25 protein-coding genes are annotated in these 21,919 nt (G+C 45.3%); 11 read left to right on the top strand and 14 right to left on the bottom strand.

Features of this window, described 5'->3' with window-relative positions; all coding sequences use genetic code 11:
• The first annotated feature begins 261 nt into the window (after positions 1 to 261).
• Both clpX and trmB read left to right on the top strand, forming a co-directional pair.
• Complete coding sequence (gene clpX, locus LVJ86_RS07330; RefSeq protein WP_047761462.1) at positions 262 to 1,563, top strand: ATP-dependent Clp protease ATP-binding subunit ClpX; 1,302 nt, start codon at positions 262 to 264, stop codon at positions 1,561 to 1,563.
• A gap of 237 nt (positions 1,564 to 1,800) precedes the next feature.
• Positions 1,801 to 2,523 (top strand): tRNA (guanosine(46)-N7)-methyltransferase TrmB, encoded by a 723-nt coding sequence (gene trmB, locus LVJ86_RS07325; protein WP_047761463.1) that lies wholly within the window; start codon positions 1,801 to 1,803, stop codon positions 2,521 to 2,523.
• A gap of 76 nt (positions 2,524 to 2,599) precedes the next feature.
• On the opposite strand, the gene LVJ86_RS07320 is transcribed toward trmB, so the two are convergent.
• Positions 2,600 to 3,130, bottom strand: a complete 531-nt coding sequence (locus tag LVJ86_RS07320; RefSeq protein WP_047761464.1) for an inorganic diphosphatase — start codon at positions 3,128 to 3,130, stop codon at positions 2,600 to 2,602.
• Positions 3,131 to 3,299: 169 nt separating this feature from the next.
• Between LVJ86_RS07320 and coq7 the strand changes: the two genes are divergently transcribed.
• A complete protein-coding gene (gene coq7, locus LVJ86_RS07315; RefSeq protein WP_047761519.1) occupies positions 3,300 to 3,920 on the top strand; it encodes a 2-polyprenyl-3-methyl-6-methoxy-1,4-benzoquinone monooxygenase in 621 nt (206 codons plus the stop codon).
• A gap of 141 nt (positions 3,921 to 4,061) precedes the next feature.
• Here coq7 and nudB read toward each other — a convergent pair whose 3' ends face one another.
• Both nudB and LVJ86_RS07305 read right to left on the bottom strand, forming a co-directional pair.
• A complete protein-coding gene (nudB, locus tag LVJ86_RS07310; RefSeq protein ID WP_047761520.1) occupies positions 4,062 to 4,520 on the bottom strand; it encodes a dihydroneopterin triphosphate diphosphatase in 459 nt (152 codons plus the stop codon).
• Positions 4,513 to 5,943: a mechanosensitive ion channel family protein gene (locus LVJ86_RS07305; RefSeq protein ID WP_053008352.1), complete on the bottom strand. Its 1,431-nt coding sequence runs from the start codon at positions 5,941 to 5,943 to the stop codon at positions 4,513 to 4,515. Before LVJ86_RS07305 ends, nudB begins: the two co-directional genes overlap by 8 nt.
• Before the next feature lie 287 nt (positions 5,944 to 6,230).
• Here LVJ86_RS07305 and rpsF point away from each other — a divergent pair, with 287 nt between their 5' ends.
• The 8 genes from rpsF to LVJ86_RS07265 all read left to right on the top strand — a co-directional run bounded on the left by rpsF (position 6,231) and on the right by LVJ86_RS07265 (position 12,382).
• On the top strand, positions 6,231 to 6,614 hold the full coding sequence (rpsF, locus tag LVJ86_RS07300) for a 30S ribosomal protein S6 (protein WP_047761465.1): 384 nt from the start codon (positions 6,231 to 6,233) through the stop codon (positions 6,612 to 6,614).
• 7 nt (positions 6,615 to 6,621) lie between these two features.
• Complete coding sequence (gene priB / locus LVJ86_RS07295) at positions 6,622 to 6,918, top strand: primosomal replication protein N (protein ID WP_047761466.1); 297 nt, start codon at positions 6,622 to 6,624, stop codon at positions 6,916 to 6,918.
• Positions 6,919 to 6,924: 6 nt separating this feature from the next.
• Positions 6,925 to 7,155, top strand: a complete 231-nt coding sequence (gene rpsR / locus LVJ86_RS07290; protein ID WP_047761467.1) for a 30S ribosomal protein S18 — start codon at positions 6,925 to 6,927, stop codon at positions 7,153 to 7,155.
• A gap of 18 nt (positions 7,156 to 7,173) precedes the next feature.
• Positions 7,174 to 7,626 (top strand): 50S ribosomal protein L9, encoded by a 453-nt coding sequence (rplI, locus tag LVJ86_RS07285; protein ID WP_047761468.1) that lies wholly within the window; start codon positions 7,174 to 7,176, stop codon positions 7,624 to 7,626.
• A gap of 277 nt (positions 7,627 to 7,903) precedes the next feature.
• Positions 7,904 to 8,980 (top strand): lytic murein transglycosylase B, encoded by a 1,077-nt coding sequence (mltB, locus tag LVJ86_RS07280; RefSeq protein ID WP_047761469.1) that lies wholly within the window; start codon positions 7,904 to 7,906, stop codon positions 8,978 to 8,980.
• A gap of 16 nt (positions 8,981 to 8,996) precedes the next feature.
• Positions 8,997 to 11,126, top strand: coding sequence for a DNA polymerase III subunit gamma/tau (gene dnaX, locus LVJ86_RS07275; RefSeq protein ID WP_047761470.1), 2,130 nt, complete (start codon positions 8,997 to 8,999; stop codon positions 11,124 to 11,126).
• A 73-nt stretch (positions 11,127 to 11,199) separates the two neighbouring features.
• Positions 11,200 to 11,535 carry a YbaB/EbfC family nucleoid-associated protein gene (locus tag LVJ86_RS07270; RefSeq protein ID WP_047761471.1) on the top strand — a complete coding sequence of 112 codons (336 nt, stop codon included), beginning with the start codon at positions 11,200 to 11,202 and terminating at the stop codon, positions 11,533 to 11,535.
• Between the two features lie 367 nt (positions 11,536 to 11,902).
• On the top strand, positions 11,903 to 12,382 hold the full coding sequence (locus tag LVJ86_RS07265; RefSeq protein ID WP_047761472.1) for a prokaryotic membrane lipolipid attachment site family protein: 480 nt from the start codon (positions 11,903 to 11,905) through the stop codon (positions 12,380 to 12,382).
• Positions 12,383 to 12,455: 73 nt separating this feature from the next.
• Here the strand turns inward: LVJ86_RS07265 and trpD are convergent, their stop codons facing one another.
• The 11 genes from trpD to lptF all read right to left on the bottom strand — a co-directional run bounded on the left by trpD (position 12,456) and on the right by lptF (position 21,889).
• Positions 12,456 to 13,499, bottom strand: coding sequence for an anthranilate phosphoribosyltransferase (gene trpD / locus LVJ86_RS07260; RefSeq protein ID WP_047761473.1), 1,044 nt, complete (start codon positions 13,497 to 13,499; stop codon positions 12,456 to 12,458).
• A gap of 164 nt (positions 13,500 to 13,663) precedes the next feature.
• A complete protein-coding gene (locus LVJ86_RS07255) occupies positions 13,664 to 14,248 on the bottom strand; it encodes an aminodeoxychorismate/anthranilate synthase component II (protein WP_047761474.1) in 585 nt (194 codons plus the stop codon).
• 75 nt (positions 14,249 to 14,323) lie between these two features.
• Positions 14,324 to 14,641, bottom strand: a complete 318-nt coding sequence (locus LVJ86_RS07250) for a hypothetical protein (RefSeq protein WP_047761475.1) — start codon at positions 14,639 to 14,641, stop codon at positions 14,324 to 14,326.
• A gap of 53 nt (positions 14,642 to 14,694) precedes the next feature.
• Positions 14,695 to 15,456: an endonuclease/exonuclease/phosphatase family protein gene (locus tag LVJ86_RS07245; protein ID WP_047761476.1), complete on the bottom strand. Its 762-nt coding sequence runs from the start codon at positions 15,454 to 15,456 to the stop codon at positions 14,695 to 14,697.
• Between the two features lie 254 nt (positions 15,457 to 15,710).
• Positions 15,711 to 17,015, bottom strand: a complete 1,305-nt coding sequence (locus LVJ86_RS07240) for an aminopeptidase P N-terminal domain-containing protein (protein WP_047761477.1) — start codon at positions 17,013 to 17,015, stop codon at positions 15,711 to 15,713.
• Positions 17,016 to 17,090: 75 nt separating this feature from the next.
• Entirely contained in the window at positions 17,091 to 17,468 is a 378-nt protein-coding gene (locus LVJ86_RS07235) for a VanZ family protein (protein ID WP_047761478.1), read from the bottom strand.
• Positions 17,462 to 17,665 (bottom strand): hypothetical protein, encoded by a 204-nt coding sequence (locus LVJ86_RS07230; RefSeq protein WP_047761479.1) that lies wholly within the window; start codon positions 17,663 to 17,665, stop codon positions 17,462 to 17,464. The genes LVJ86_RS07235 and LVJ86_RS07230 overlap by 7 nt, the downstream gene beginning before the upstream one ends.
• Positions 17,666 to 17,947: 282 nt before the next feature.
• Entirely contained in the window at positions 17,948 to 19,075 is a 1,128-nt protein-coding gene (locus LVJ86_RS07225; protein WP_047761480.1) for an aminotransferase class V-fold PLP-dependent enzyme, read from the bottom strand.
• 106 nt (positions 19,076 to 19,181) lie between these two features.
• A complete protein-coding gene (locus LVJ86_RS07220; protein ID WP_047761481.1) occupies positions 19,182 to 19,673 on the bottom strand; it encodes a DUF456 domain-containing protein in 492 nt (163 codons plus the stop codon).
• 39 nt (positions 19,674 to 19,712) lie between these two features.
• Entirely contained in the window at positions 19,713 to 20,780 is a 1,068-nt protein-coding gene (gene lptG / locus LVJ86_RS07215; protein WP_047761482.1) for an LPS export ABC transporter permease LptG, read from the bottom strand.
• Positions 20,777 to 21,889 carry an LPS export ABC transporter permease LptF gene (gene lptF / locus LVJ86_RS07210; RefSeq protein ID WP_047761483.1) on the bottom strand — a complete coding sequence of 371 codons (1,113 nt, stop codon included), beginning with the start codon at positions 21,887 to 21,889 and terminating at the stop codon, positions 20,777 to 20,779. The genes lptG and lptF overlap by 4 nt, the downstream gene beginning before the upstream one ends.
• Positions 21,890 to 21,919 lie beyond the last annotated feature (30 nt).

The raw sequence follows: 21,919 nt of genomic DNA, 5'->3' as shown, positions 1-21,919 counted from the left end.
GAATTTGTAAGCTTTAGTCGATAGATTGTGGTGAAAAAACGTGGTCTTGTAAAGTAATGTAGCTGAAATTTTCGTATGTTTGCATGTAGCAAACATATTGTTTTCATTACTAGGATAGATTTGACGGAAGTTGGATGTTATGAGAAGTTGTAAACAAAGCTTGTGATATGGCGCTGGCGTTTGATAATCAGGCCGATAGTTATTATACTTCGATATTCTCGGCACCACTGCCGATACGATTAATTTAATGAAACTGACAGTATGGCTGATGATAAACATGTTTGCTCGTTTTGCGGCAAATCCGAAGACGAAGTAAAAAATTTGATTGAAGGCGAGCACGCCTATATTTGTAACGAGTGTGTAGAAACCTGCGGCATTATGCTGCAAAACAGCGAAGGCGGGGAAGATTCGCCGGAAGCTTTGTCCGAAGGGTTGGGCAAACTGCCTACACCGGCTGAAATCGTGGCTAATCTTAATGAGCATGTAATTGGCCAAGAAGAAGCGAAAAAGGCTTTGGCTGTTGCTGTTTACAATCATTATAAACGTTTGCGCCATCCTAAAAGCAGCAACCATGTGGAGCTGTCGAAAAGCAATATTTTGCTGATTGGGCCCACCGGCTCGGGGAAAACTCTTTTAGCTCAATCTTTGGCTCGCAAACTTGACGTCCCGTTCGTGATGGCAGATGCGACTACGCTGACAGAAGCTGGCTATGTGGGCGAGGATGTCGAACAAATCATTACCAAGCTTTTGGGTAAATGCGATTTCGATGTTGAAAAAGCACAGCGCGGTATTGTGTATATCGATGAAATCGATAAAATTTCACGCAAAAGCGACAACCCTTCGATTACCCGTGATGTGTCAGGGGAAGGCGTTCAGCAGGCACTATTGAAGTTGATTGAAGGAACAGTTGCCAGCGTGCCTCCCCAAGGCGGACGAAAACACCCGAATCAAGAATTTATTAATGTCGATACGACCAATATTTTGTTTATTTGCGGTGGTGCGTTTGCCGGATTGGAGAAGGTGATTCGCCAGCGTACCGAAAAAGGCGGTATCGGTTTTGGTGCGGTGGTAAGCAGTAAAGATGAAAACACCAATATTTCCGAGCTTTTTGAAACTGTAGAGCCTGAAGATTTAATCAAATTCGGTTTGATTCCGGAGTTGATCGGCCGATTGCCGGTGATTGCGACTTTGGCTGAGCTGGATGAAGATGCACTGGTGAATATTCTGACTGAGCCGAAAAATGCTCTGGTGAAGCAATATCAGGCTTTGTTTGCGATGGAAGGCGTGGAGCTTGAAGTGCTGCCTTCAGCTTTGCATTCAATTGCCAAGCAGGCTATGGAGCGTAAAACGGGTGCCCGCGGTTTGCGTTCTATTGTGGAACGTTGCTTGCTCAATACCATGTATATGCTGCCTGATTTGAAAGATGTGAAAAAAGTGGTGGTAAATGAAAAAGTGATTAATGAGGGTGCCGCACCGAAATTGTTACGCGAAGATGGTTCCGAATATGTGACGGAAGGTATGAAAACTTTAGCCAAGCATAAAAAATCCAAACCTGCCGCTTGATTTGAATATTGAGTTTTGCAATAGGCCGTCTGAAAAATATTTCAAACGGCCTATTTGTTTGGTATGTGTGAAGAGATCTTTATGTGTTGTAAAAACCGGTTTTTTTAATTAGGGCAGCGAAAGAGTGTGCGGATTGTTTTCGCTGTAGGCTTTCTTTATAATAAGGCTTTATTTTTAAAGGCCGTCTGAAGGTTTTTCAGACGGCTTGTGATTTATTTGATGGGCTAGGCATATTATATGAATGAAAACAATAACCAGCATTCGGTAACCGAGGTTCCTGAGGAGTATAAACGCAGCATCCGTAGTTTTGTTTTGCGGCAAGGGCATATGACTGCTGCACAGCAGCGTGCAATCGATACTTTGTGGCCGCGGTTTGGTGTGGATTACTGTGATTCTCTTGTCGATTTGCAGCAATGTTTCGGTGGGGGCAATGATAAAGTACTGGAAATCGGTTTCGGTATGGGTGTGGCAACAGTTGAGATTGCCAAGCGATTGCCGGATAAAGATTTTTTGGCAATTGATGTACACGGCCCAGGCGTGGGCAATATTTTGAAATTGATTGAGGAAGAAAATGTTCAGAATATCCGTGTGATGCGTCATGATGCCGTAGAGGTGGTGGAGAATATGTTGGCAGACGGTAGTTTGGACGGTATCCATATTTTCTTTCCTGACCCATGGCATAAAAAGCGCCATAACAAGCGCCGTTTGATTCAGACGGCCTTTGTTGCCAAGCTGTTGCCGAAATTGAAAAGCGGCGGTTATATTCATTTGGCAACGGATTGGGAAGAATACGCCCAACAAATGCTGGAGGTATTAAGCGGTTTTGATAATTTGCAAAATACGGCAGCAGGCGGAGAGGGCTATGTGCCAACGCCAGATTACCGTCCCGAAACCAAGTTTGAGGCACGTGGCAAGCGGTTGGGACATGGGGTATGGGATTTGGTATTTCGCAAGCGTTAATTGCGATTTTTATATACACTAAAATATAAAAAGCCGTCTGAAAAGACGGCTTTTTATTGTGTTGCGGTTCCGCTGATTAGCGTTTGTTCCAACGCTCAATAGATTCTTTAATCACTGCTTTGGCTTCTTCGATATCGCCCCAGCTTTCTACCTTGGTAGAGCCCGGTTTTTTCAAAGCTTTGTAGTTATTGAAGTGGAATTCGATTTGTTTGATGAGTTGTTGGGGTAGGTCGGCCAATGATTTGTAGCAGTTGCCGCTATTGCGGTCATCGGCAGGTACGCAGACGATTTTGTCGTCCACTTCGCCATCGTCAACGAACTTCATTACGCCGATGACTTTGGCTTCTAAGAAAATACCGGTAGGCAAGGGCTGTTCGGTAATCAATAGAACATCCAGTTCGTCGCCGTCTTCATCCAAAGTTTGGGGAATAAAGCCATAGTTGGTGGGTTTGGCGAAAATAGCGGGTTCTACGCGGTCAAGTTGGAATGCGGCTACTTCGCGGTTCCATTCGATTTTGTGGCAGCTGCCGGCAGGAATTTCGTTTACTACATTGATAATACTGCCGTCTACATCACCGGGGGTAAGGATTTGGTTAAAATCGGCCATTTCGGTTCCTTTTATCACTAAGAGTTGAACGGGCGCAAGTATAGCAGTTTTTCAGACGGCCTGAAACGCGGTTATAATATCGGCTGAGAAATAGTGTAGGGCATTGCCAACGATAATAATGTGGCAAGCTTGCGCTTGAGGCCATTATAGTTTTAAGGAAAGTGCCATGTTGGCAGATAAACTGATTCCCCATATAGATACCGTGTTAAGAACATTATTTGCACCCGCTACGACCTCACGCCCTTATCCGGATGCGGGGTTGGAGGAGGGTGAACTCAGCGAGGCGGAAAAGCGCCACGCTTTGGGTTTGATGCGGGTAAACCATGTGGGTGAAGTTTGTGCTCAGGCGTTGTATCAAGGGCAGGCATTAACAGCGCGCGATAAAACCAACAGAGAGGCTTTGCAGCATGCCGCTTACGAAGAGGTGGAGCACTTGGCATGGACTGAAAAGCGGGTAAAAGAGTTGGGCGGGCGTACCAGTTTGTTGAATCCGCTGTGGTATGCGGGTTCTCTGGCAATCGGAGTGGGTGCAGGGCTCTTAGGTGATAAGTGGAATTTGGGATTTTTGGAGGAAACCGAAAATCAGGTAACGGCACATTTGGAGGAACACTTGCAGGGCTTGCCCGAGCAAGATGTGAAAAGCCGCGCAATTGTAGCTCAGATGCGTTTGGACGAAATGCAGCATGCCGAAATGGCGAATCATTTCGGCGCGGCTCCGCTACCTTTGCCAGTAAAGGAAATGATGAAGTTAACTTCAAAAATTATGACGACAATCAGTTATCGGATTTGAAGCGAGCTGCATTTTCAGATATTTTTGATGCCGTCTGAAAATCATTGCCTATATAAAAAATAAAATGCCGTCTGAAATTTTTCTTTTCAGACGGCATTGTTTTAATCCGCTGTTATTTGTCTATAATTCAAGCGGTAATCACTAACATGATTGGTATTTGGATGGTAAATCCAAAATCGCCTCTCGATTAGAGGGGGAGAATACCAACTTGGCAGCTTCTGATATCGCTAACCATTGATAGCGGGTATGTTCTGCACTTAACCGGATAGCGGTATCAGTCGGGATGCAGGCGGAAAAAACGTGCTCGGTATTGTGGGTTACTCCGGGCGGGTATCTGTGGCGCCAGTGTGCAAAAATTTCATACTCCTGCTGTTGGTGCCAATTGAGAAGCCCGCTTTTTTCCAAAACAATTCCGGTTTCTTCCATTACTTCGCGGCAGACTGTATCGGCGAGGGTTTCCCCAGGCTCAATACTACCTGTAACCGACTGCCAAAAACCGGGGTTGTCGGCGCGCTCAAGCAATAAGATTTCACCCTGCTCGTTGTGCAGCACCACTAAAACGGATATGGGTTGTTTGAGAGGCTTTGCAGTTTTATTCATTGTTACTTTGTATGTCATTATGCATTGTAGTCGTCAGATCATCAGCCTTTGTTTCGGCGGTTTCATGAACGATCCGTACATCGCGCTGGGGGTAGGGGAACTCGATACCGTTTTCATTAAACTGTTGCCAAATATCCATCAGTATATTTGAAAATAATCCCGCAAAGCCGTTCTCGGGATCTTTAACCCAAAAACCGAGTCGCAAATCAATGCCGTTTTCACCGAAGTTAACCAAAAAAGCTTTAGGAGCAGGATCGTTTTGTATGCGTTCTTGGGCCGCGGCAGCTGCTTCTAGGATGACCATCGCTTTGTTTAGATCGGTTTTGTAAGCGACTTGTATGTCAATTCCTTGCCATAAAGCCTTTTCGGTATAGGATTCGTTGATAACGGTAGAGGTAACAAATGTTTCGTTTGGAATCAATGCTTCTGTACCGCTGGCACTTTTTAATACGACAAAGCGGGAAGTGATTTTAGTCACATAGCCGGTAAAATTGTTTACAGTTAAACGATCTCCCGGGCGGATGGAGCGGTCGCCCAAAATAATAAAGCCGGAGATATAGTTACTGGCGACTTTTTGCAGCCCGAAACCTATGCCGACGCCAAGTGCGCCGCTAAATACCGATAAGACCGTTAAATCAATGCCGACTAAAGGAAGGGCGATTAATACAGAGAGGAAAATCATCACGGTTTTGATGATTTTTGAGAATACGATGCGTAGATTTAAATCAATACGCTCACTATTCATTAAGCGGTTTTCTATAAAGCGTGCCAACCATAAGGCCAATACGATAATAATACCGATCCAGAGCAAGCCGGTAAGTATGGTGTATAGGTTTAGGGTAGTCGCCCCAAGCGGGATTTTGACAGACTTCATGCCGTCAATAATCATGTCGTCGATGCCTGAAATCCAAAATAGAAAGGTAATCCACAAAACGCCCGACATGCTTCGCTCTAACCAGTCCGTATAGCGGTTGGTAGGAAGTGCGGCGTTAATAATGGCAAGTGTGATTCTTATAATCAGTAGCCAGCGTGCGGCCATAACTAATAAATGGAACCATAGTGGATTGCCTATGAAAATAGTCCATAATGAAAGGCTGGCGACCGCACTTGCCAGTAGTATTAAAGGCCATGCGGCGCGTTGGAGCAAATGGCGTAAAAAACCTTGTTGGTTCCTCCGGTAGCGGTTTACCCAATACTGTGCCAGCCAGGCGGTTAGAAAGAGTAATAAAAAACATAACCCCAGCTCAATCCAACTGGATAAATGGGTAAAGCTACGCTCTAAGAGCTTGCTGGTGAAGTATTGCCGGGCAAACAGGCTATTGAAAAATTCCGTGATTCCTGAGCTTCCTGATACGATTAGCTCCGAGGCGCTAACGTTGAGGTAACTACGGAGGCCGCTGATGGAAAATAATGTATTGAGCATAAATAAAATTTCAAAAAATTAAAAAGATGGTAGATGTGTGCGAACGTCATTATTATAACTTGAGATATACATTTATGGCAGAAAGAGGCTGGTGGCCGGGGATTTCTGTTTCTAAGATTTTATAAGTGAATTGCTTGTTAGTAAGAAAAAGCAGCTCTTTACGGGACGTAATGAAAAAAAGTAATGCTTGCGAAAAAGTATTGGTATTGATAAAATGTCTCGTTTTTCAACCTTGTCTTTTACTTTTCGCATGGTAGAAGGCTGTTTTTAAACCGTAAGGAGATAACATGCGTCATTATGAGATCGTGTTTATCGTTCATCCTGATCAAAGCGAGCAAGTACCCGCTATGGTTGAGCGTTACAAAACCATGATTACCGAGGCTGGTGGTAAGATCCACCGCTTGGAAGATTGGGGTCGCCGTCAATTGGCTTACCCAATTAATAAAATTCATAAAGCACATTATGTTTTGATGAATATTGAAACCTCACCTGAAGTGGTTGAAGAGCTGGAAACGGCTTTCCGCTTTAATGATGCGGTTTTGCGCCATCTTACCATCAAAACCAAACATGCTGTTACTGAAGCCTCTCCGATGATGAAAGAGGAGAAGTCTAAAAGCCTGTTGAATAACAGCGTGGCTGCAGAAACTAAAGAAGAAGCTGCAGAGGCTTAATCCAAGATTGAAAAATCAGCTTGATCTCACTGCTCAAATCATTGAATGTGGTATTTTACGCTATACACCGGCTGGGATTCCGGTGCTGGATTTGGTGCTGAAACATGAATCTTGGCAGGAAGAAAACGGGCAGAAATGCTTGGTAAAGTTTGAACTTCCTGCAAAAATTATCGGTGAGCAAGCTCTGCAGTGGCAATGCCGAAAAAATGATATGGTTGAAGTAAAAGGTTTTCTTGCACAGAGAAGCCAACGCTTTCCAAAACCGGTGTTGCGGATACAAAACATTCAAGAATATAAAGGTTAAACGACAATGGCTCGTCAATCATTCAAACGTAGAAAATACTGCCGTTTTACGGCTGAAAAAATCCAAGAGGTGGATTATAAACAAGTAGACCTGTTAAAAGATTTTATCGCTGAAAACGGTAAAATTATTCCGGCTCGTATTACCGGTACTAAAGCAGGTTACCAACGTCAACTGTCTGTTGCGGTTAAACGTGCCCGTTTTTTGGCACTGTTGCCATACACCGACCAACATAAATAATTGACGGAGATTAGTGAAATGCAAATTATTTTGTTAGAAAAAATCGGTGGCTTGGGCAATTTGGGTGACGTGGTAACCGTAAAAAACGGTTATGCCCGTAACTTCTTGATCCCTACAGGTAAAGCGAAACGTGCAACTGAAGCCAACATGAAAGAATTCGAAGCACGTCGTGCTGAACTGGAAGCTAAGCAAGCTGAAATCCTGGCTGATGCAAAAGCCCGCCAAGAAAAATTGGATGGACAAACGATCACTGTTGCTCAAAAAGCCGGTGTTGATGGCCGTTTGTTTGGTTCGGTAACTAATGCCGATATTGCTGAAGCTATTAAAGCTACCGGTATTGATGCTGCTAAATCAAATGTGCGTTTGCCTGATGGTCCTTTGAAAGCTGTGGGTGAGTATGAAGTTGAAGTTGCTCTGCACACTGATGCGGTAGCAAAAATTACTGTAGCGGTTGTTGCTGCTGCCGAATAATATCTGCTTTAAGTTTAGATATCTCAATAAAAGGCCGTTTGAAATTCAGACGGCCTTTTATTTTATTTTGTTTTTTGTGCTGAGTGGCGATGATGATATTTGAATCAAATTATTATCAATTTACCGCTTAAATATCCGGATGCAAAATTTTATTGTATTAATTGGCTATTGTTGCAACATCATTGATTACTATGTGCTGATTCTTTGCTTTAACCGCTTTCTTAAATTTGATACACTTCAGCTACTTTCAACTTGATTGAATTATTTGGATTTATATATGGAAAAAATTGCTGCCTATTTGGCTGCCGCGCTGATTCTGGCTGGCTGTAGTACTTCTGGAAATATTAATAATACTGCTGCTTTGGAAAGCCCAGTTTTGCCTTCGGTTAAACGGCCGGTATTTAGTGATACTGCCGAATCGGTGGCAATCAGTGGCTTTAATGGCAATGCTAATGTGCAGCGTTTTATTGATTATCAAGTAAGTAGTGGTAATTTTTCACGTAACGAGTTAGAGAATTTTTTTAGTGGTGTTGATTATAAAGGCAATATTATCAACATTATGAATCGCCCCGGTACTTCTCGCCCATGGTACGAGTTTCGTCAAGCTAATGCAGGGGGTAATAGGATTGCCAGCGGTAAACGTTTTTATCAACAAAACCAAGGTGTGATTGATGCTGTCGCACGAAGCTATGGAGTACCTGCTGAAATTATCGTTGCCATAGTCGGTATCGAAACCAATTATGGTTCTAATATGGGCAGTTTTCGAGTGGCAGACTCTTTAAGTACTTTAGCTTTTGATTACCCACGCCGCGCAGAATTTTTTCAAAAAGAACTTAATGAATTTTTGTTGATGGCCAAAACTGAGAAGCGGGACATCTTTAGTTTCAAAGGTAGTTATGCCGGTGCAATGGGAATGCCGCAATTTATGCCGTCTAGTTTTCGTAAGTATGCGGTTGATTATGACGGAGATGGTTTTCACGATATTTGGAATAATATCGGTGATGTCGCCGCTTCAGTTGCTAACTATATGAAAGCCCATGGGTGGAAGGCCAACGGTAAAATGATTGTGCCGGTATCGCTTACTATTAATCAAGAATTGCAAAATATTATTGATGAAAAAACGGAGCTTAGCCGTACGGTTGCCGATTTCAAACGTATGGGGGTGGTGCCCCAGGAGTATGTGGCTGATGACGAAAAAGCTTTGCTATACCGCTTGGAAACCAGCCCGGGAGTATATGAGTATTATCTTGGTTTAAATAATTTCTATGCGGTATGGCAGTATAATCATAGTCGTATGTATGTAACTGCCGTGCGTGACATTGCAAATGGTGTCAGCGGTAATTACCGTCTCTAAATTCAAGCGGAATAATATGGCTTACCAAGTCTTGGCGCGAAAATGGCGCCCGAAAACTTTTGCTGATTTAGTAGGGCAGGAACATGTCGTCAAAGCATTGAAAAATGCTTTAGATAAAGGTCGCCTGCACCATGCCTATTTACTTACCGGTACACGGGGGGTGGGTAAAACCACTATTGCACGCATTCTGGCGAAAAGTTTGAATTGCGAGCATGCCCATAATGGTGAGCCTTGCGGACAATGTACAAGTTGTATGCAAATCGATAGCGGGCGTTATGTCGACCTGCTGGAAATTGACGCAGCCTCCAATACGGGCATTGATAATATTCGTGAGGTATTAGAAAACGCCCAATATGCTCCTACGGTTGGCAAGTATAAAGTCTACATTATCGATGAAGTACATATGCTCTCAAAAAGTGCGTTCAATGCTATGTTGAAAACACTGGAAGAGCCGCCTGAACATGTAAAGTTTATTTTAGCTACAACAGATCCGCATAAGGTGCCGATTACGGTTTTGAGCCGTTGCTTACAGTTTGTTTTGCGCAATATGACAACCCAACAGGTTGCGGAGCATTTGGCTTATGTGTTGACGCAAGAGCAAATTCCATTTGAAGCTCCTGCTTTACAGCTGTTGGGGCGTGCAGCTATGGGCTCGATGCGTGATGCGTTGAGTTTGTTGGATCAGGCAATCGCAATGGGATCCGGCAAAGTTACCGAACTAGATGTACGTCAAATGATAGGGGCGGTAGACAAACGCTACTTATATGAACTGCTTCAATATATTGTGAATCAAGATGGTGAAGCATTAGTAGCCAAGGCCCAAGAAATGGCAGCGCGGGCGATCGGTTTTGATAGTGCTTTAAGTGAATTAGCAATATTGCTGCAACGCTTGGCTTTAGTAAAAACCGTACCAGAAGCGCTGGCAGAAGATCCTGAATATCAAATATTAAGCCGATTGGCGCATTATTTGGGTGCTGAACAAATTCAGCTTTATTACCAATGCGCCATTCACGGGAAGCAAGACTTAAGTCTTGCGCCTGATGAGTATGCCGGCTTTGTGATGACATTGCTGCGTATGTTGGCATTCACGCCGTTTGCGGCCAAAGATCATAATTCGGATGGAGTGATCGAAGGTACTCAGCTGCACTCGACAAAAGGGAGAGATGATACTGAAAAAAAGCTTTTGACCTTGCCTGAGCAGAGTACTTCGGCAGAAAGTCTATCAGGCGGATTGGTTGAAACTGAAACAAAAGCACCATCTGGAGAAAATGAAACTGTGGTGCAGGAAATATCTGTAGAGGTTCCGAAACCAACGGTCGATTTAATCCAGCCGCCAGCTATTACCGCTGAAAAAGAGGATACGAAACAGCTTAGCCAAAACGATATACCGCCTTGGGAAGAGTTACCGATAACCGAGCCATTGCCTACGGAATATCAGACATATGAAACATCGTTGGCACAACACAATGGTAAATTGCAGCCAGAAAATAATGAATACGGTAATATGCCGCCAGAGCGTTTCGAACCTGCTTATGCCGCAGATATTTTATATGCTGATGAATATTCTCATACGGAAACCGTGAGGCAGTCTAGGGAAGAGGCTTTCTTTGATCAGGAGGAAGAGGATTCTCATATAGCCTATAATGAAACAGCTGCTTCTGAAGCATTGATCAAATTAGTAGAAGATGATGAAGATGACAGCGTTGAAGATGAACCTTTGTTTGAGCCACTGCCGTCATTTGAACAAAAAAATTGGGCAGCTATAATCCGTCGTTTGTCCACCAAGCTTGGGGCCGCTCAGATGACTGCATACCATACCGCATGGGTGCGCTATGACGAAGAAAGGCAATTATTGATATTGTCGATGACGGATGAAGGCAGAGCTACCGGAAATAAAGAGCGTTTGGATAAAATTAGGAACGTATTAGCCGATGCATACGGAATGGTACTGCAATTGCAAACAGAGCCATGGCGCGATGATCAAGGTTGGGAAACACCCGCTATGCGACGCAAACGCTTACAGATAGAAGGCCGCCAGCACGCTAAGACCTTGCTGGAGGCAGACGAAGCGGCGCAAAATATTCTGAATTTATTTTCTGCGCAGTGGCGCGAAGATACTTTAGTATTGGTAGGTCAGGATAGTTAATTTTTAATGTCGTTTGAATTTTAATTTCCAAAGTCAGTATAGCTAATCGAATAACACTATAGGAGTTTAATTTATGTTCGGAAAAGCCGGATTGGGCGGTTTGATGAAGCAAGCCCAACAAATGCAAGAAAATATGAAAAAAGCACAAGCGAAATTGGCAGAAACCGAAGTGAGTGCCGAAGCAGGTAATGGTTTGGTGAAAGTGACCATGACTTGTAACCATGTTTTGCGTAAGCTGGAAATCGATGAAAATTTGATTAAAGAAGCTGTAGACGACAAAGAAATGTTGGAAGACTTGATTTTGGCAGCGATCAATAATGCAGGTGAAAAAGCTGAAGAGACTACTAATAAAACGATGGGAGCGTTTACCCAAGGCTTACCGGCGGGTATGGGAGATTTCTTTAAATAAGTTGCGATTTTAATATGCAAGGCCGCCTGATAAGGAGAAGATCTTCTTTTCAGACGGCCTTTTTCTTTAGTATTTTATTTGGAAAAGCTCTGAGTTACTTTCAAAATGGAGAATTAGGTTAATATAGGGTGTGTGTCAGATTGGCAGATTCATTAAAACCATATTATTAAGACGGCGGGAGAAGTTAAGGTAATCGGTAAGAAACAGGTTATTAACCGGATAGTAAGCCGCGCTATAGTACAGGTGTTGTGCCATTGTTTTAATAATTTATAGTATTTATATGATATTGTTGCAATTAGGTTGAAAAAAATACCGCTTGTTGCGGTACATATGGCTTGCGTGAACAAACCTGATTATAATAGCAACCATGAAAAAACATATCCCCCTCTTATTCGTATTGGCGGCACTTGGCGGCTGTAGTTCTATTTACCTGCCTACGTTGAAAGAAGTGCCTGTTCGCCCGACTAACGTGGAAGCGTCTGCCGGTGAATACCGCTTGGCAGCAAGCCATTGGTCGGATGTGTCTAAAATCCGTGATGAAGCCACACGCTTAAGTTATCAAGTCAGCCAGGGACAGCTCACAAAAGTTCAGGCTGCCCAATATCTGAATCGTTACCGTATTCAGTTGGTTGGTCGCAATGCAGTAGATGACAGTATGTATGAAGTGTATCTGCGTTCTGCGGTAGATAGTCAGCGCGGTGAAATCAGTACAGAACAATCTAAGCTTTATATTCAAAATGCACTACGCGGTTGGCAGCAGCGTTGGCCCAATATGCGTAATAAACCGAAAAATCCAGCTTTTACAAACTTCCTAATGGAAGTAATGAATATGAAGCCGTTACAATAATCTGTTAAAATAGTGAAATAAGAAGCCGTCTGAATTTTCAGACGGCTTCTTATTTTTAGGTTTGGTTTTACTTTTATTTTTCGGCTTGGGAGGCCAAGCTTTGAGTAGTTTGAATGAATTCCTGCCGTTTTTGCAAAGCTTTGCCCGAGTCAATGGCTGTGTGGGCGGCTGCTACACCCGCCTCCAATGATTCTACTGCATCAGCAGCATAAAGTGCTGCTGCGGCATTCAATATAACGATATCGCGGGCAGCTCCCGGTTTGCCTTTCAATACATTGTCCATTATCGCCAGTGATTCGGCGGCATTATTTACTTTGATTTGGTTTAGATTTTCATATACTGGAAGGCCGAATTGCGTTGGAGAAATATTGTATTCATGAACCATACCGTTTTTTAGCTCAGCAATATGGGTAGGACCGGTGATGGTAATTTCATCCAGACCATCGCTACCGTGTACGACTAAAACATGCTTGGATCCCAGTTGTTGCAAAACGCGAGCCAAAATACCGACTAAGTCGATATGAAACACGCCGAGTAATTGGTTTGGTGCACCAGCCGGGTTGGTTAACGGGCCTAAGATATTGAAGATAGTACGTATTCCCAAGGCTTTGCGTACGGGGGCTACATAATGCATACTCCGGTGGTGATTGGGAGCAAACATGAAGCCCATACCCGTAGTATTGATACAGTGGGCAATATCTGTAGGAGCCAAGTTGAGTGAAGCTCCCATTTGCTCCATGATATCGGCGGCGCCGCATGATGAGGATACGGAACGGCCTCCGTGTTTGGCAACTTTTGCTCCTGCCGCCGCAGCCACAAACATAGCGGTAGTCGAAATATTAAATGTACGCGCACCGTCTCCGCCTGTACCGACTACATCAACCAAGCCCTGGGTGTTTTCCAAGGGAATCGGTGTGGCAAATTCGCGCATAACGGCTGCAGCCGCTGAAATTTCCGAAACGCTTTCTACTTTGATACGTAAGCCCGTTAGGATGGCGGCAATCAGTTCCGGTGCGACTTCACCGCTCATGATTTGCCGCATCAGGCTGGTCATTTCGTCGTGGAATAATTCGTTATTGCTAAGTAGGCGGTTTAGTGCTTGCTGAGGAGTAATCATAATATTTTCCAAAGTATTGATAAGTTTGCGGCTGAGGCAGAAATAGTGGTGATTGAAACTGGTGATAAAAATCAGAACATATCTTACCGCTTGAGGTTTTTTAGTTTTTGTTTTGCATCGGTGCGTTAGTTTAGGCCGTCCGAGCGGTTTCAGACGGCCTATCTTTATGTGGTTGGTAAAGTTTTAAATTCATTTAGAAAATTATTTAGCATGTCATGTCCGTGTTCTGTGAGTAGTGCTTCCGGATGGAATTGTACGCCCTCCAACGGATATTCTTTGTGGCGGACACCCATAATTTCCTGATCCTCCGTCCATGCGGTGATTTCCAAGCATGCAGGCAGTGTATCGCGTTCGATTACTAAACTGTGGTAACGGGTACAGATAACCGGGTTGGGTAGGTTTTGGAACATACCCTTATTATGATGGGATACTGGAGAAACTTTGCCGTGCATCAGGGTTTTAGCTCGGATGATGTTGCCGCCGAATGCTTCTCCTATAGCTTGATGACCGAGGCAGATTCCCATAATCGGTAATTTGCCGGCAAAATGTTTGATAGCGGCTACTGAAATGCCTGCTTCTTTCGGTGAGCAAGGACCGGGGCCGATGACAAGGTAGTTCGGGTTGATGGCGGCAATTTCTTCAATTGTGATGTCATCGTTGCGGCGGACTTCGACTTCTTGTCCGAGCTCAGCAAAATATTGCACGATGTTATAAGTAAAACTGTCGTAGTTATCAATCATTAAAAGCATATTGGTTGCCTGCGGTATGATTTATCGGCGGGTATTATTGTGTGCTGTACGCTTGAAAGTACGATTATAGCGCGTTTAACGGACTATGTTCAGATTGCTCGGATCATTGATAAAACGCCACATGGCTTCTTCATTTTTGAACACGCCTTTGCGTATGATGTAAACCAGCTCTCTTTTAACTTGGGTATCTGCCGGGCGTCGTACAACCTGCATACCGTTGTTGTGTGCGGCCATTTCTAAAAACTTTGCGGCAAATTTGGGCTGATGCAGGCGCGCTGCTGCAAGGGGATGCCGTTCGATATAGTCGTTTAAGCCTTTGCTGCTGTCTTGGTAGGTTTGGCCTTTTTTATCGATGAATGCAACAGTAAATGGCATGCGTCGTAAGTAATCCATGGTGTGTCTTCGTCGGTATCGTGGTTTTGTATAGGTTAGCGTTAAATAGCGGTTTAGGGAAGGCGGGGGAGGACTTTGGCCGAAAGGGGCAGGTGGTCGGATAAGGCCTGCCAAATTTTGCCGTTGTGGATTTGTGCATCAAGGATGCTCAGGTTTCGCGTATAGATACGGTCCAAGCTTAACACAGGCATGCGGGCAGGAAAGGTTTTTGGCCGTTTACCATGAGCTACGACGAATACTTCGTTTAAATTGAGTGCGCTGCCAAAGGAAATACAGGATTTGTGCCGCCAGTCGTTAAAGTCACCCGCAATAACCAGCGGGCTCATGGGATCAATATGTTTGCTGACATAATCGAAAATCGCATGATACTGTTTGATGCGGTCGGGCTCACGCAGATTGAGATGCGCGCACAAGCATACGAGCGGGAGCGGCCAATCTTCGGGATGGATTTCGCAATGTAATAGACCGCGCTGCTCCATTTTATTGACGCTGATGTTGAAATTACGGCGCGTTGTTATCGGCATGTGGCTTAGAATGGCGTTGCCGTGGTGGCGTTTTTTGTAAGCGGCATTCTGTCCATAGCTGCTGTTGAAGGCTAGGCGGTCGCTGATGATGTCGTAATGGGGCTGTGAGGGGAAAGTATCGATTTTGAATTGTCGGTTGAGATTTTCGCCTTGTACTTCCTGTAAAAATAATATATCGGGGTGGAGGCCTTCTAGGGCATCTGCCATTAGTTCGATTTGTACTTTACGATTAAGCGCCGACATGCCTTTGTGCATATTGTATGTGGCGATAATCAGGGGAGAGGCTGACATGGAGGAACTCCGTGCTGGTGTTTATTGGCAGACACTTAAGATGTCTTTCGATACGGCTGGTTTAATACGGTTTGCAATATATAAGGGGAAAGAGCAGTAGCGGCGATTTTTTTATGCCGGAACGCTTTCAGACGGCTGTATAATTGTATTTATATTCTTTATTAAATATTTCAATAATAATGAAGTTATTTTTAATAGCCGTCTGAAAAATTCAGACGGCCTATCATGTGCTTAAATTTGCCGGTTTTGCAACATCAGCACATCAGTGCTTCAATCTCTGCAATGGTTTTGGGTACTTCTGCTGTATAGTTTTCTGCACCGTTTTCGGTCACCAAAATATTGTCTTCAATACGGATACCGATATTGTGGAAATGGGCTGGGATATCGTCTGCCGCGGCGATATACAGCCCGGGTTCGATAGTAGTACACATGCCGGCTTGCAGCAGTAGAGGGGTGCCGTCACGCCAGCGGCCGCCGACATCATGTACATCCAGCCCGATCCAATGTCCTAGTCCGTGCATATAAAAGCGTTTGTAGGCTTGTGATTCGAGGTTCTCATCAAGGCTGCCTGAAAGTAATTTCAAATCTATCAATCCTTGGGTGAGAATATTGAGAGCGATATTGTGTATGTCTGCCCAATTTGCTTGCGGTTGTACGGCTGCAATAGCGGCTTGGTTGGCGGCAAGAACGATTTCGTAAACGTCTTTTTGGGCAGGGGTAAATTTACCATTTACCGGGAAGGTACGGGTAATGTCGCCCGCATACATTTCATATTCGGCACCTGCATCGATAAGCAGTAAATCACCATCACACAAAATATCTTTGTTTTCTACATAGTGTAGGCAGCATGCGTTTTTACCGCCGGCAATAATACTGTTGTAAGCGGGAAAGCGTGCTCCATTGCGCATAAAATCGTGTAGCAGTTCGGCTTCGATTTGCATCTCGCTGATTCCAGGTCGGGTTTTCTGCATGGCACGGATGTGGGCTTGGGCGCTGATGCTGCCCGCTTTTTTGAGTAGGGTGATCTCATGCGGGTCTTTTATCAGGCGCATGGGGGTAAGTAGGGCCGCAAGATCGCCGAGGCTGTCGGGGGCGCGGGTACATTCGCCGAGCATGCGTTGACCGGCAGTTTGCTGGACATGATGCCAATGTTGCAGTAGGAGGCGGTCATGTTCGGGATTTTCACCCCATAAGGCGAACAGGCGGCGCTTGTTTAGAATAGCTTTTTCTATATGCTGGCTAAACTCTTTGATACTGTGGGCGGCATCAAAATGAAATTCTGCTTGTGCCGCATCCGGGCCGTAACGGAAACCATCCCAAATTTCACGTAAAGCATCTTTTTCCCGGCAATAGAGTGTGGACGTTCCGTTGGCACCGTCTAATACGATGACTGCTTCCGGTTCGGGAAAGCCGCTGAGATAGTGGAAATAACTGTTTTGCCGATAGGGAAAGTGTGTATCGTTACTGCGGGTTTGTTCTGCGGCGGCAAATAAAACGGCAAGGCCGTCGTTGCCGATTTGTTGTAATAAGTGTTCGCGGCGTTGTAGGTAAATGGTCATGGCAGACTTTCTTATCTTAAGGCCGTCTGAAAGCAGACGGGGTGATGTTAGTGGGTTTTGTGATGATGGCTTGTGTTATATGTTGCGGTGTGCGTTTTGTACTTTTTGCGCTAGCCATAAGGCAGTTGTCGCACCAGCAATATCAGCTATTGCATCCAGCCAATCACCTTGGCGCGTGTTGGTAAACAAGGCCTGCGCGGTTTCGGTGACGGCAGCTAAACATACGGCAGTAATAACCAAACTCCGTATCGGAATGTTGTACCTTTCGTTCAACCATATTTTGGATAGAAGCCAAAACTGAGCAAAAAATATAGCGAAATGGGCGATTTTATCAAAATGGGGAAATGGAGCCGTGCCGCCGGATGATTCTTGCAGTAGTTGGTAGAGCATCGCTGTCAGCCATAAGACTGAAAAAAGTAGCCAGCGGTTACGGGGGATGGTTGGAGTCAGCATTCTTCGTCCAACCAAGTTTGGCAGATTGTAGCCAAGCGGGAAAATTTTCCGCCGCGTGCAGCCAAGATGTCACGCCAGAGGCTTACTTCTTCGGCGCCGGGTGCTTCGTCTAAGCTGCATTCGTAAAGCCAGAAATCCAGGGTTTCAGCTACCGTTCCGGGGCTTTCGGTGCGGAATAAATCAAGTAATTCTTGCATAGTGTTGTGGTAGGGCAATATTGGAAATGAACCGGCTTATTTTAACGTAGTTTGCCTTCTGGTGTTAAGGATATGCCGGAAAGGCAAGGTAAATGATTTTCAGACGGCATTATTTTCTTGAAGTGGGTAGCTTAAATATATAGAGGGTTTGTAACAGCTTACTTTTGCCGTGTATGCAATTGAAAAAAAACAGCACCACTTTGGCGATGTGCATATTTGAATAAAGGCCGTCTGAAAATAGTTTTCAGACGGCCTTCGATTTATATCAGGCAATTGGCAGCATTATTTTACTTTTGCCAAAGTTTCTTCAAATAAGGCGACTGTGCGGTCAATATTTTGTAACTTGTCTAATCCGAACAGCCCCAAGCGGAATGTTTGGAAATCATTACGCTCGCCGCATTGTAGTGGTACGCCCGAGGCAATCTGCATACCTTCGGCGATGAAGGCTTTGCCGTTGTGTATATCGGCTTTGTCTGTATAGCTGACAACGACCCCGGGAGCTTCGAAGCCGGGAGCAGCTACGCTGACAAACCCTTCACGTGCCAGTAAGGCACGCATTTTCAGGCCGAGTTCGGTTTGTTTGGCTTTTAGAACATCGAAACCAATGGCTTCGGCTTCTTTCATAACATCGTGCAATACCATCAGCGCGTCGGTGGGCGGTGTAGCATGATAGGCATGACCACCGTTTTCAAAGGCTTCCATAATTTGCAGCCATTTTTTCAAATCCAGGCTAAAGCTGTCGGATTCGGTTGCCTGTACTTTTTCATAAGCCGCTTGGTTTAGCATTACCAAACCGCAGCATGGAGCGCCGCTCCAGCCTTTCTGCGGAGCGGAAATTAATACATCAATTCCCAGTTGCTGCATATCCAGCCAGATACAGCCGGATGCAATACAGTCGATAACCAGCAGGCCGCCAACAGCGTGTACGGCATCTGCTAAAGCTTTGATATAGTTATCGGGCAGCATAATGCCTGATGCGGTTTCTACATGAGGCGCGAACACTACGGCCGGGCGGTATTCGGCTATTGCGGCGGTGACTTCCTCAATAGGCGCAGGAGAAAAAGGGGCTTGTGTTTCATCGGCCTGCCGAGCGGTGAAAACACGAGTTTCGGCTGCAATCGTACCTTTTTCAATAATTTGGCTCCAACGGAAGCTGAAAAAACCGTTTCGAATCACCAAACATTTTTCATTACGGGCCAGCTGACGTGCAACGGCTTCCATACCGCTGGTGCCGCTGCCGGGAATGACAGCGGTATGTTGTGCACCGTAAACTTTTTTCAGTGTGGCGGAAATATAGCGGAAAGCCGTTTGAAATTTTTGCGACATATGGTTTAAAGCGCGGTCGGTATAAACTACCGAATATTCAAGCAGGCCGTTTTCATCGATTTCCGGGCGTGGCAGAGTGGTCATCTGTTTCTCCATTTTTGTTAGTGTGTTTGCAGATATTAACATTGTTGGCGGTATGATAAAAGGCCGTCTGAAACGTGTTCAGACGGCCTTGGGAAAATCTGTCCTGTTATTGGAAAAGGCTGATGACTCCCATTACTGCCAAAGTGAATATGATGGTCAATGCACAACCGAGTTTGGCGATAACGCCGACGATAAAGCCGATGAATGTGCCCAAGCCGACTTTCCCTGCAGAGAGCAAGTCTTTTCGAGCCCAAAATTCACCAATGCCGGCTCCTACCAATGGCCCAAGCAGCAAGCCGGGCAGGGAAAAAAATGCACCTGCTATGCCTCCGATCAAAGCGCCCCAAACAGCAGTTTTGCTGGCACCGGTAAATTTGGCACCAAGCATACCGGCTACATAATCCATAGCGGTTCCCGCAGCGGCGACAATGCCGAGGAATATCAAAGTAGCGGTACCGATAATCTGATAGTCGCCTGCATAGGCTATCAGCCATGCGCCGGCAAACATCAGACCCAAACCGGGGATGGCGGGATAAATCGTGCCAAGTAAGCCGATAAGCAGTGCAATCAAGCCAAGAATAATGAGAATGCTGAACATAAATTTGCTTTCTGTATCAGTAAATGTAAATAAGGCGGTTTAGCGTTTTTCCTGCCGGCGGATGAGATATATGCCCAAAACAGCGAATAATATTGTCGGCAGCATGGCGGCAATAAAAGGCGGTACGCCGTAAAGTTGGCTGGTAAAACCGAACAGACGGCCTGCAAAGTGAAAGCCCAGTCCCAAGCATATGCCGAAAAACAGTTTCAGCCCCATGTTGCCGTGCCGTGTCGATTGGGGGGTAAATGCCAATGCTACCAAGGCCATCACCATGGCTGCCAGCGGATACATTAATTTACGCCACCAGGCGATTTCATAGGGGCGGGTTTGCTGTTGGTTATCTTTCAGATGGCTGATGTAAGTTGTGAGTGCGGATACCGACATTTGTTCGGGTGAAATCAATAAAACATCAAGCAGATTGTTTTGCAGGGAAATGGGCCAATTTTGTTCGGGCTGTTTTTCCGCAAGAATCCGGTCGTTGTCAATGACGCTGCGGCGAACGTTTTTCAGCTGCCAGCTACCGTTTCCCGGGCGGGCTGATTCGGCTTCCATGGCTTCAATCAGGCGGAACTGATCGTCGTGCCGCCAAATTTTAATACCCAATAAAGTATGGTCGGGCAGCATTTCGCGGACATTGATAATATTATTTTGTTCTTTAAGCCATAAACCTTGGCTGCCCGTGCTGATTTTTCCGTTTACGGCGCCGGCTTTCATATTTTCGGCATAGCGGTTGGCCGCGGGTGCCAGCCATTCGCCCAATACGGCTGTGGACAGGGCAAAAATCAAACCAAATTGCAGCAAAATGGTAATCAGCTTGCGGGTGCTCATACCACTGGCTTTCATAACGGTCAGTTCGCTGCCGGAAGCCAATTGGTTCAGCGCAATCAGGCCGCCTATTAATGCGGCTAAAGGCATCAGTTCATAGGCATGTGCCGGAACCTGCATAAAAATATATTGCATCATTTTCATGCCGGTATAGCTGCCTTTGCCTACATCTCCCGCTTCGCTGATGATGTCGAAAAAACTGTATAAGGCCAAAAGGGCCAGTAGGGCATAGAGTGCCGATATGGTAAGTTGGCGGATAAGGTAGCGGCTTAGAAGCATCATTGTGCATCGCCTTTCGTACTGTTTTTCAGAGCCTGCCAAAACGGCTGTGCAGGCATACTGCGCACATGCAGTAAAGCAAGTGCGGCTGCCAGCATCAGTATATGCAGCGGTAATAGCCCTATCCAGAAATTGAGTTTGCCGTCTTCAACGGCATTGCGCAGAAAAGTAAGGCCGTTTTGATAAATCAGATAAAAACCAATGGCAAACAGAATATTATAGGTGTGGCCGGTACGCGGGTTGAAATACGATAACGGAATGGCCAGTATGCTCAAAATCAATATGCTGATAGGCAGAGACAAGCGCCACATTAATTCCGCCTGATGTTCGGGATTGTTACTGCCGATAAGCTGGAGGGTCGGAATAGTACGGCGGTTGGAAACGGGGTCGATAATCTTCGGCGAGGTACTGATAATCAGGCTGAGTTTTTCAAATGAAACCTGATTATAGTCGGCTTGGCCGGGGGTGCCGCTGTAACGTATGCCTTGCGTGAGCTCTAAAGTACGCTTGTTGTCGTTTAAAGCAAATGAACCCTCTTTGGCGAATACAATGTTATCGCGGCCTTTGCTGTCAGTTTCACGCAGAAATAGGTTTTTCATTACCCCCGAATCGGTATCGAAGGTTTCGACGAAATACACCCGGCCGTTACTTTTACCCAAAGCACGGAATTCCCCGGCTTCTATCATTGAGAGCTCCTGTTTTTGCTTCAAAAGCTCGGCATATTCGCGGCTGCGCAGCTCTGCCCACGGTATGATAAACAGCTGCATCAGGGTAAGCAGTATGGCAAACGGCACGGCGAAACGCAAAACAGGATTAATCCACTGCTTTAGTGACAGGCCGCACGAGAGCCAAACCGACATTTCACTGTCGCGCCAGTAGCGGGTTAAAACCGTAAGGGTGCTGATGTAGGCGGTAAGTACCAGCAGAAGCGGTGTCATACCGACTACCCAAAAGCCGACCAGTGCGACAACGGCATCGATGGCAACCCGGCCGTCTGCGGCGCGTCCCAAAAGATTTATAGCTTGCGTGGAGACCAGTACGGCCAACAGCACCACGAAAATTCCGACTGCCGTAAATGACAGTTCTTTGATAAAGTTGCGTTGGTAAATCATATATTAATTAACGGCCGGGAAGATTTGATA

This window comes from Neisseria arctica (genome assembly GCF_022870905.1).
In the GTDB taxonomy this organism is placed as follows: domain Bacteria; phylum Pseudomonadota; class Gammaproteobacteria; order Burkholderiales; family Neisseriaceae; genus Neisseria; species Neisseria arctica.
The sequence above is the reverse complement of the archived record's forward strand: the minus strand, read 5'-3'. Positions and strand labels throughout refer to the sequence as shown.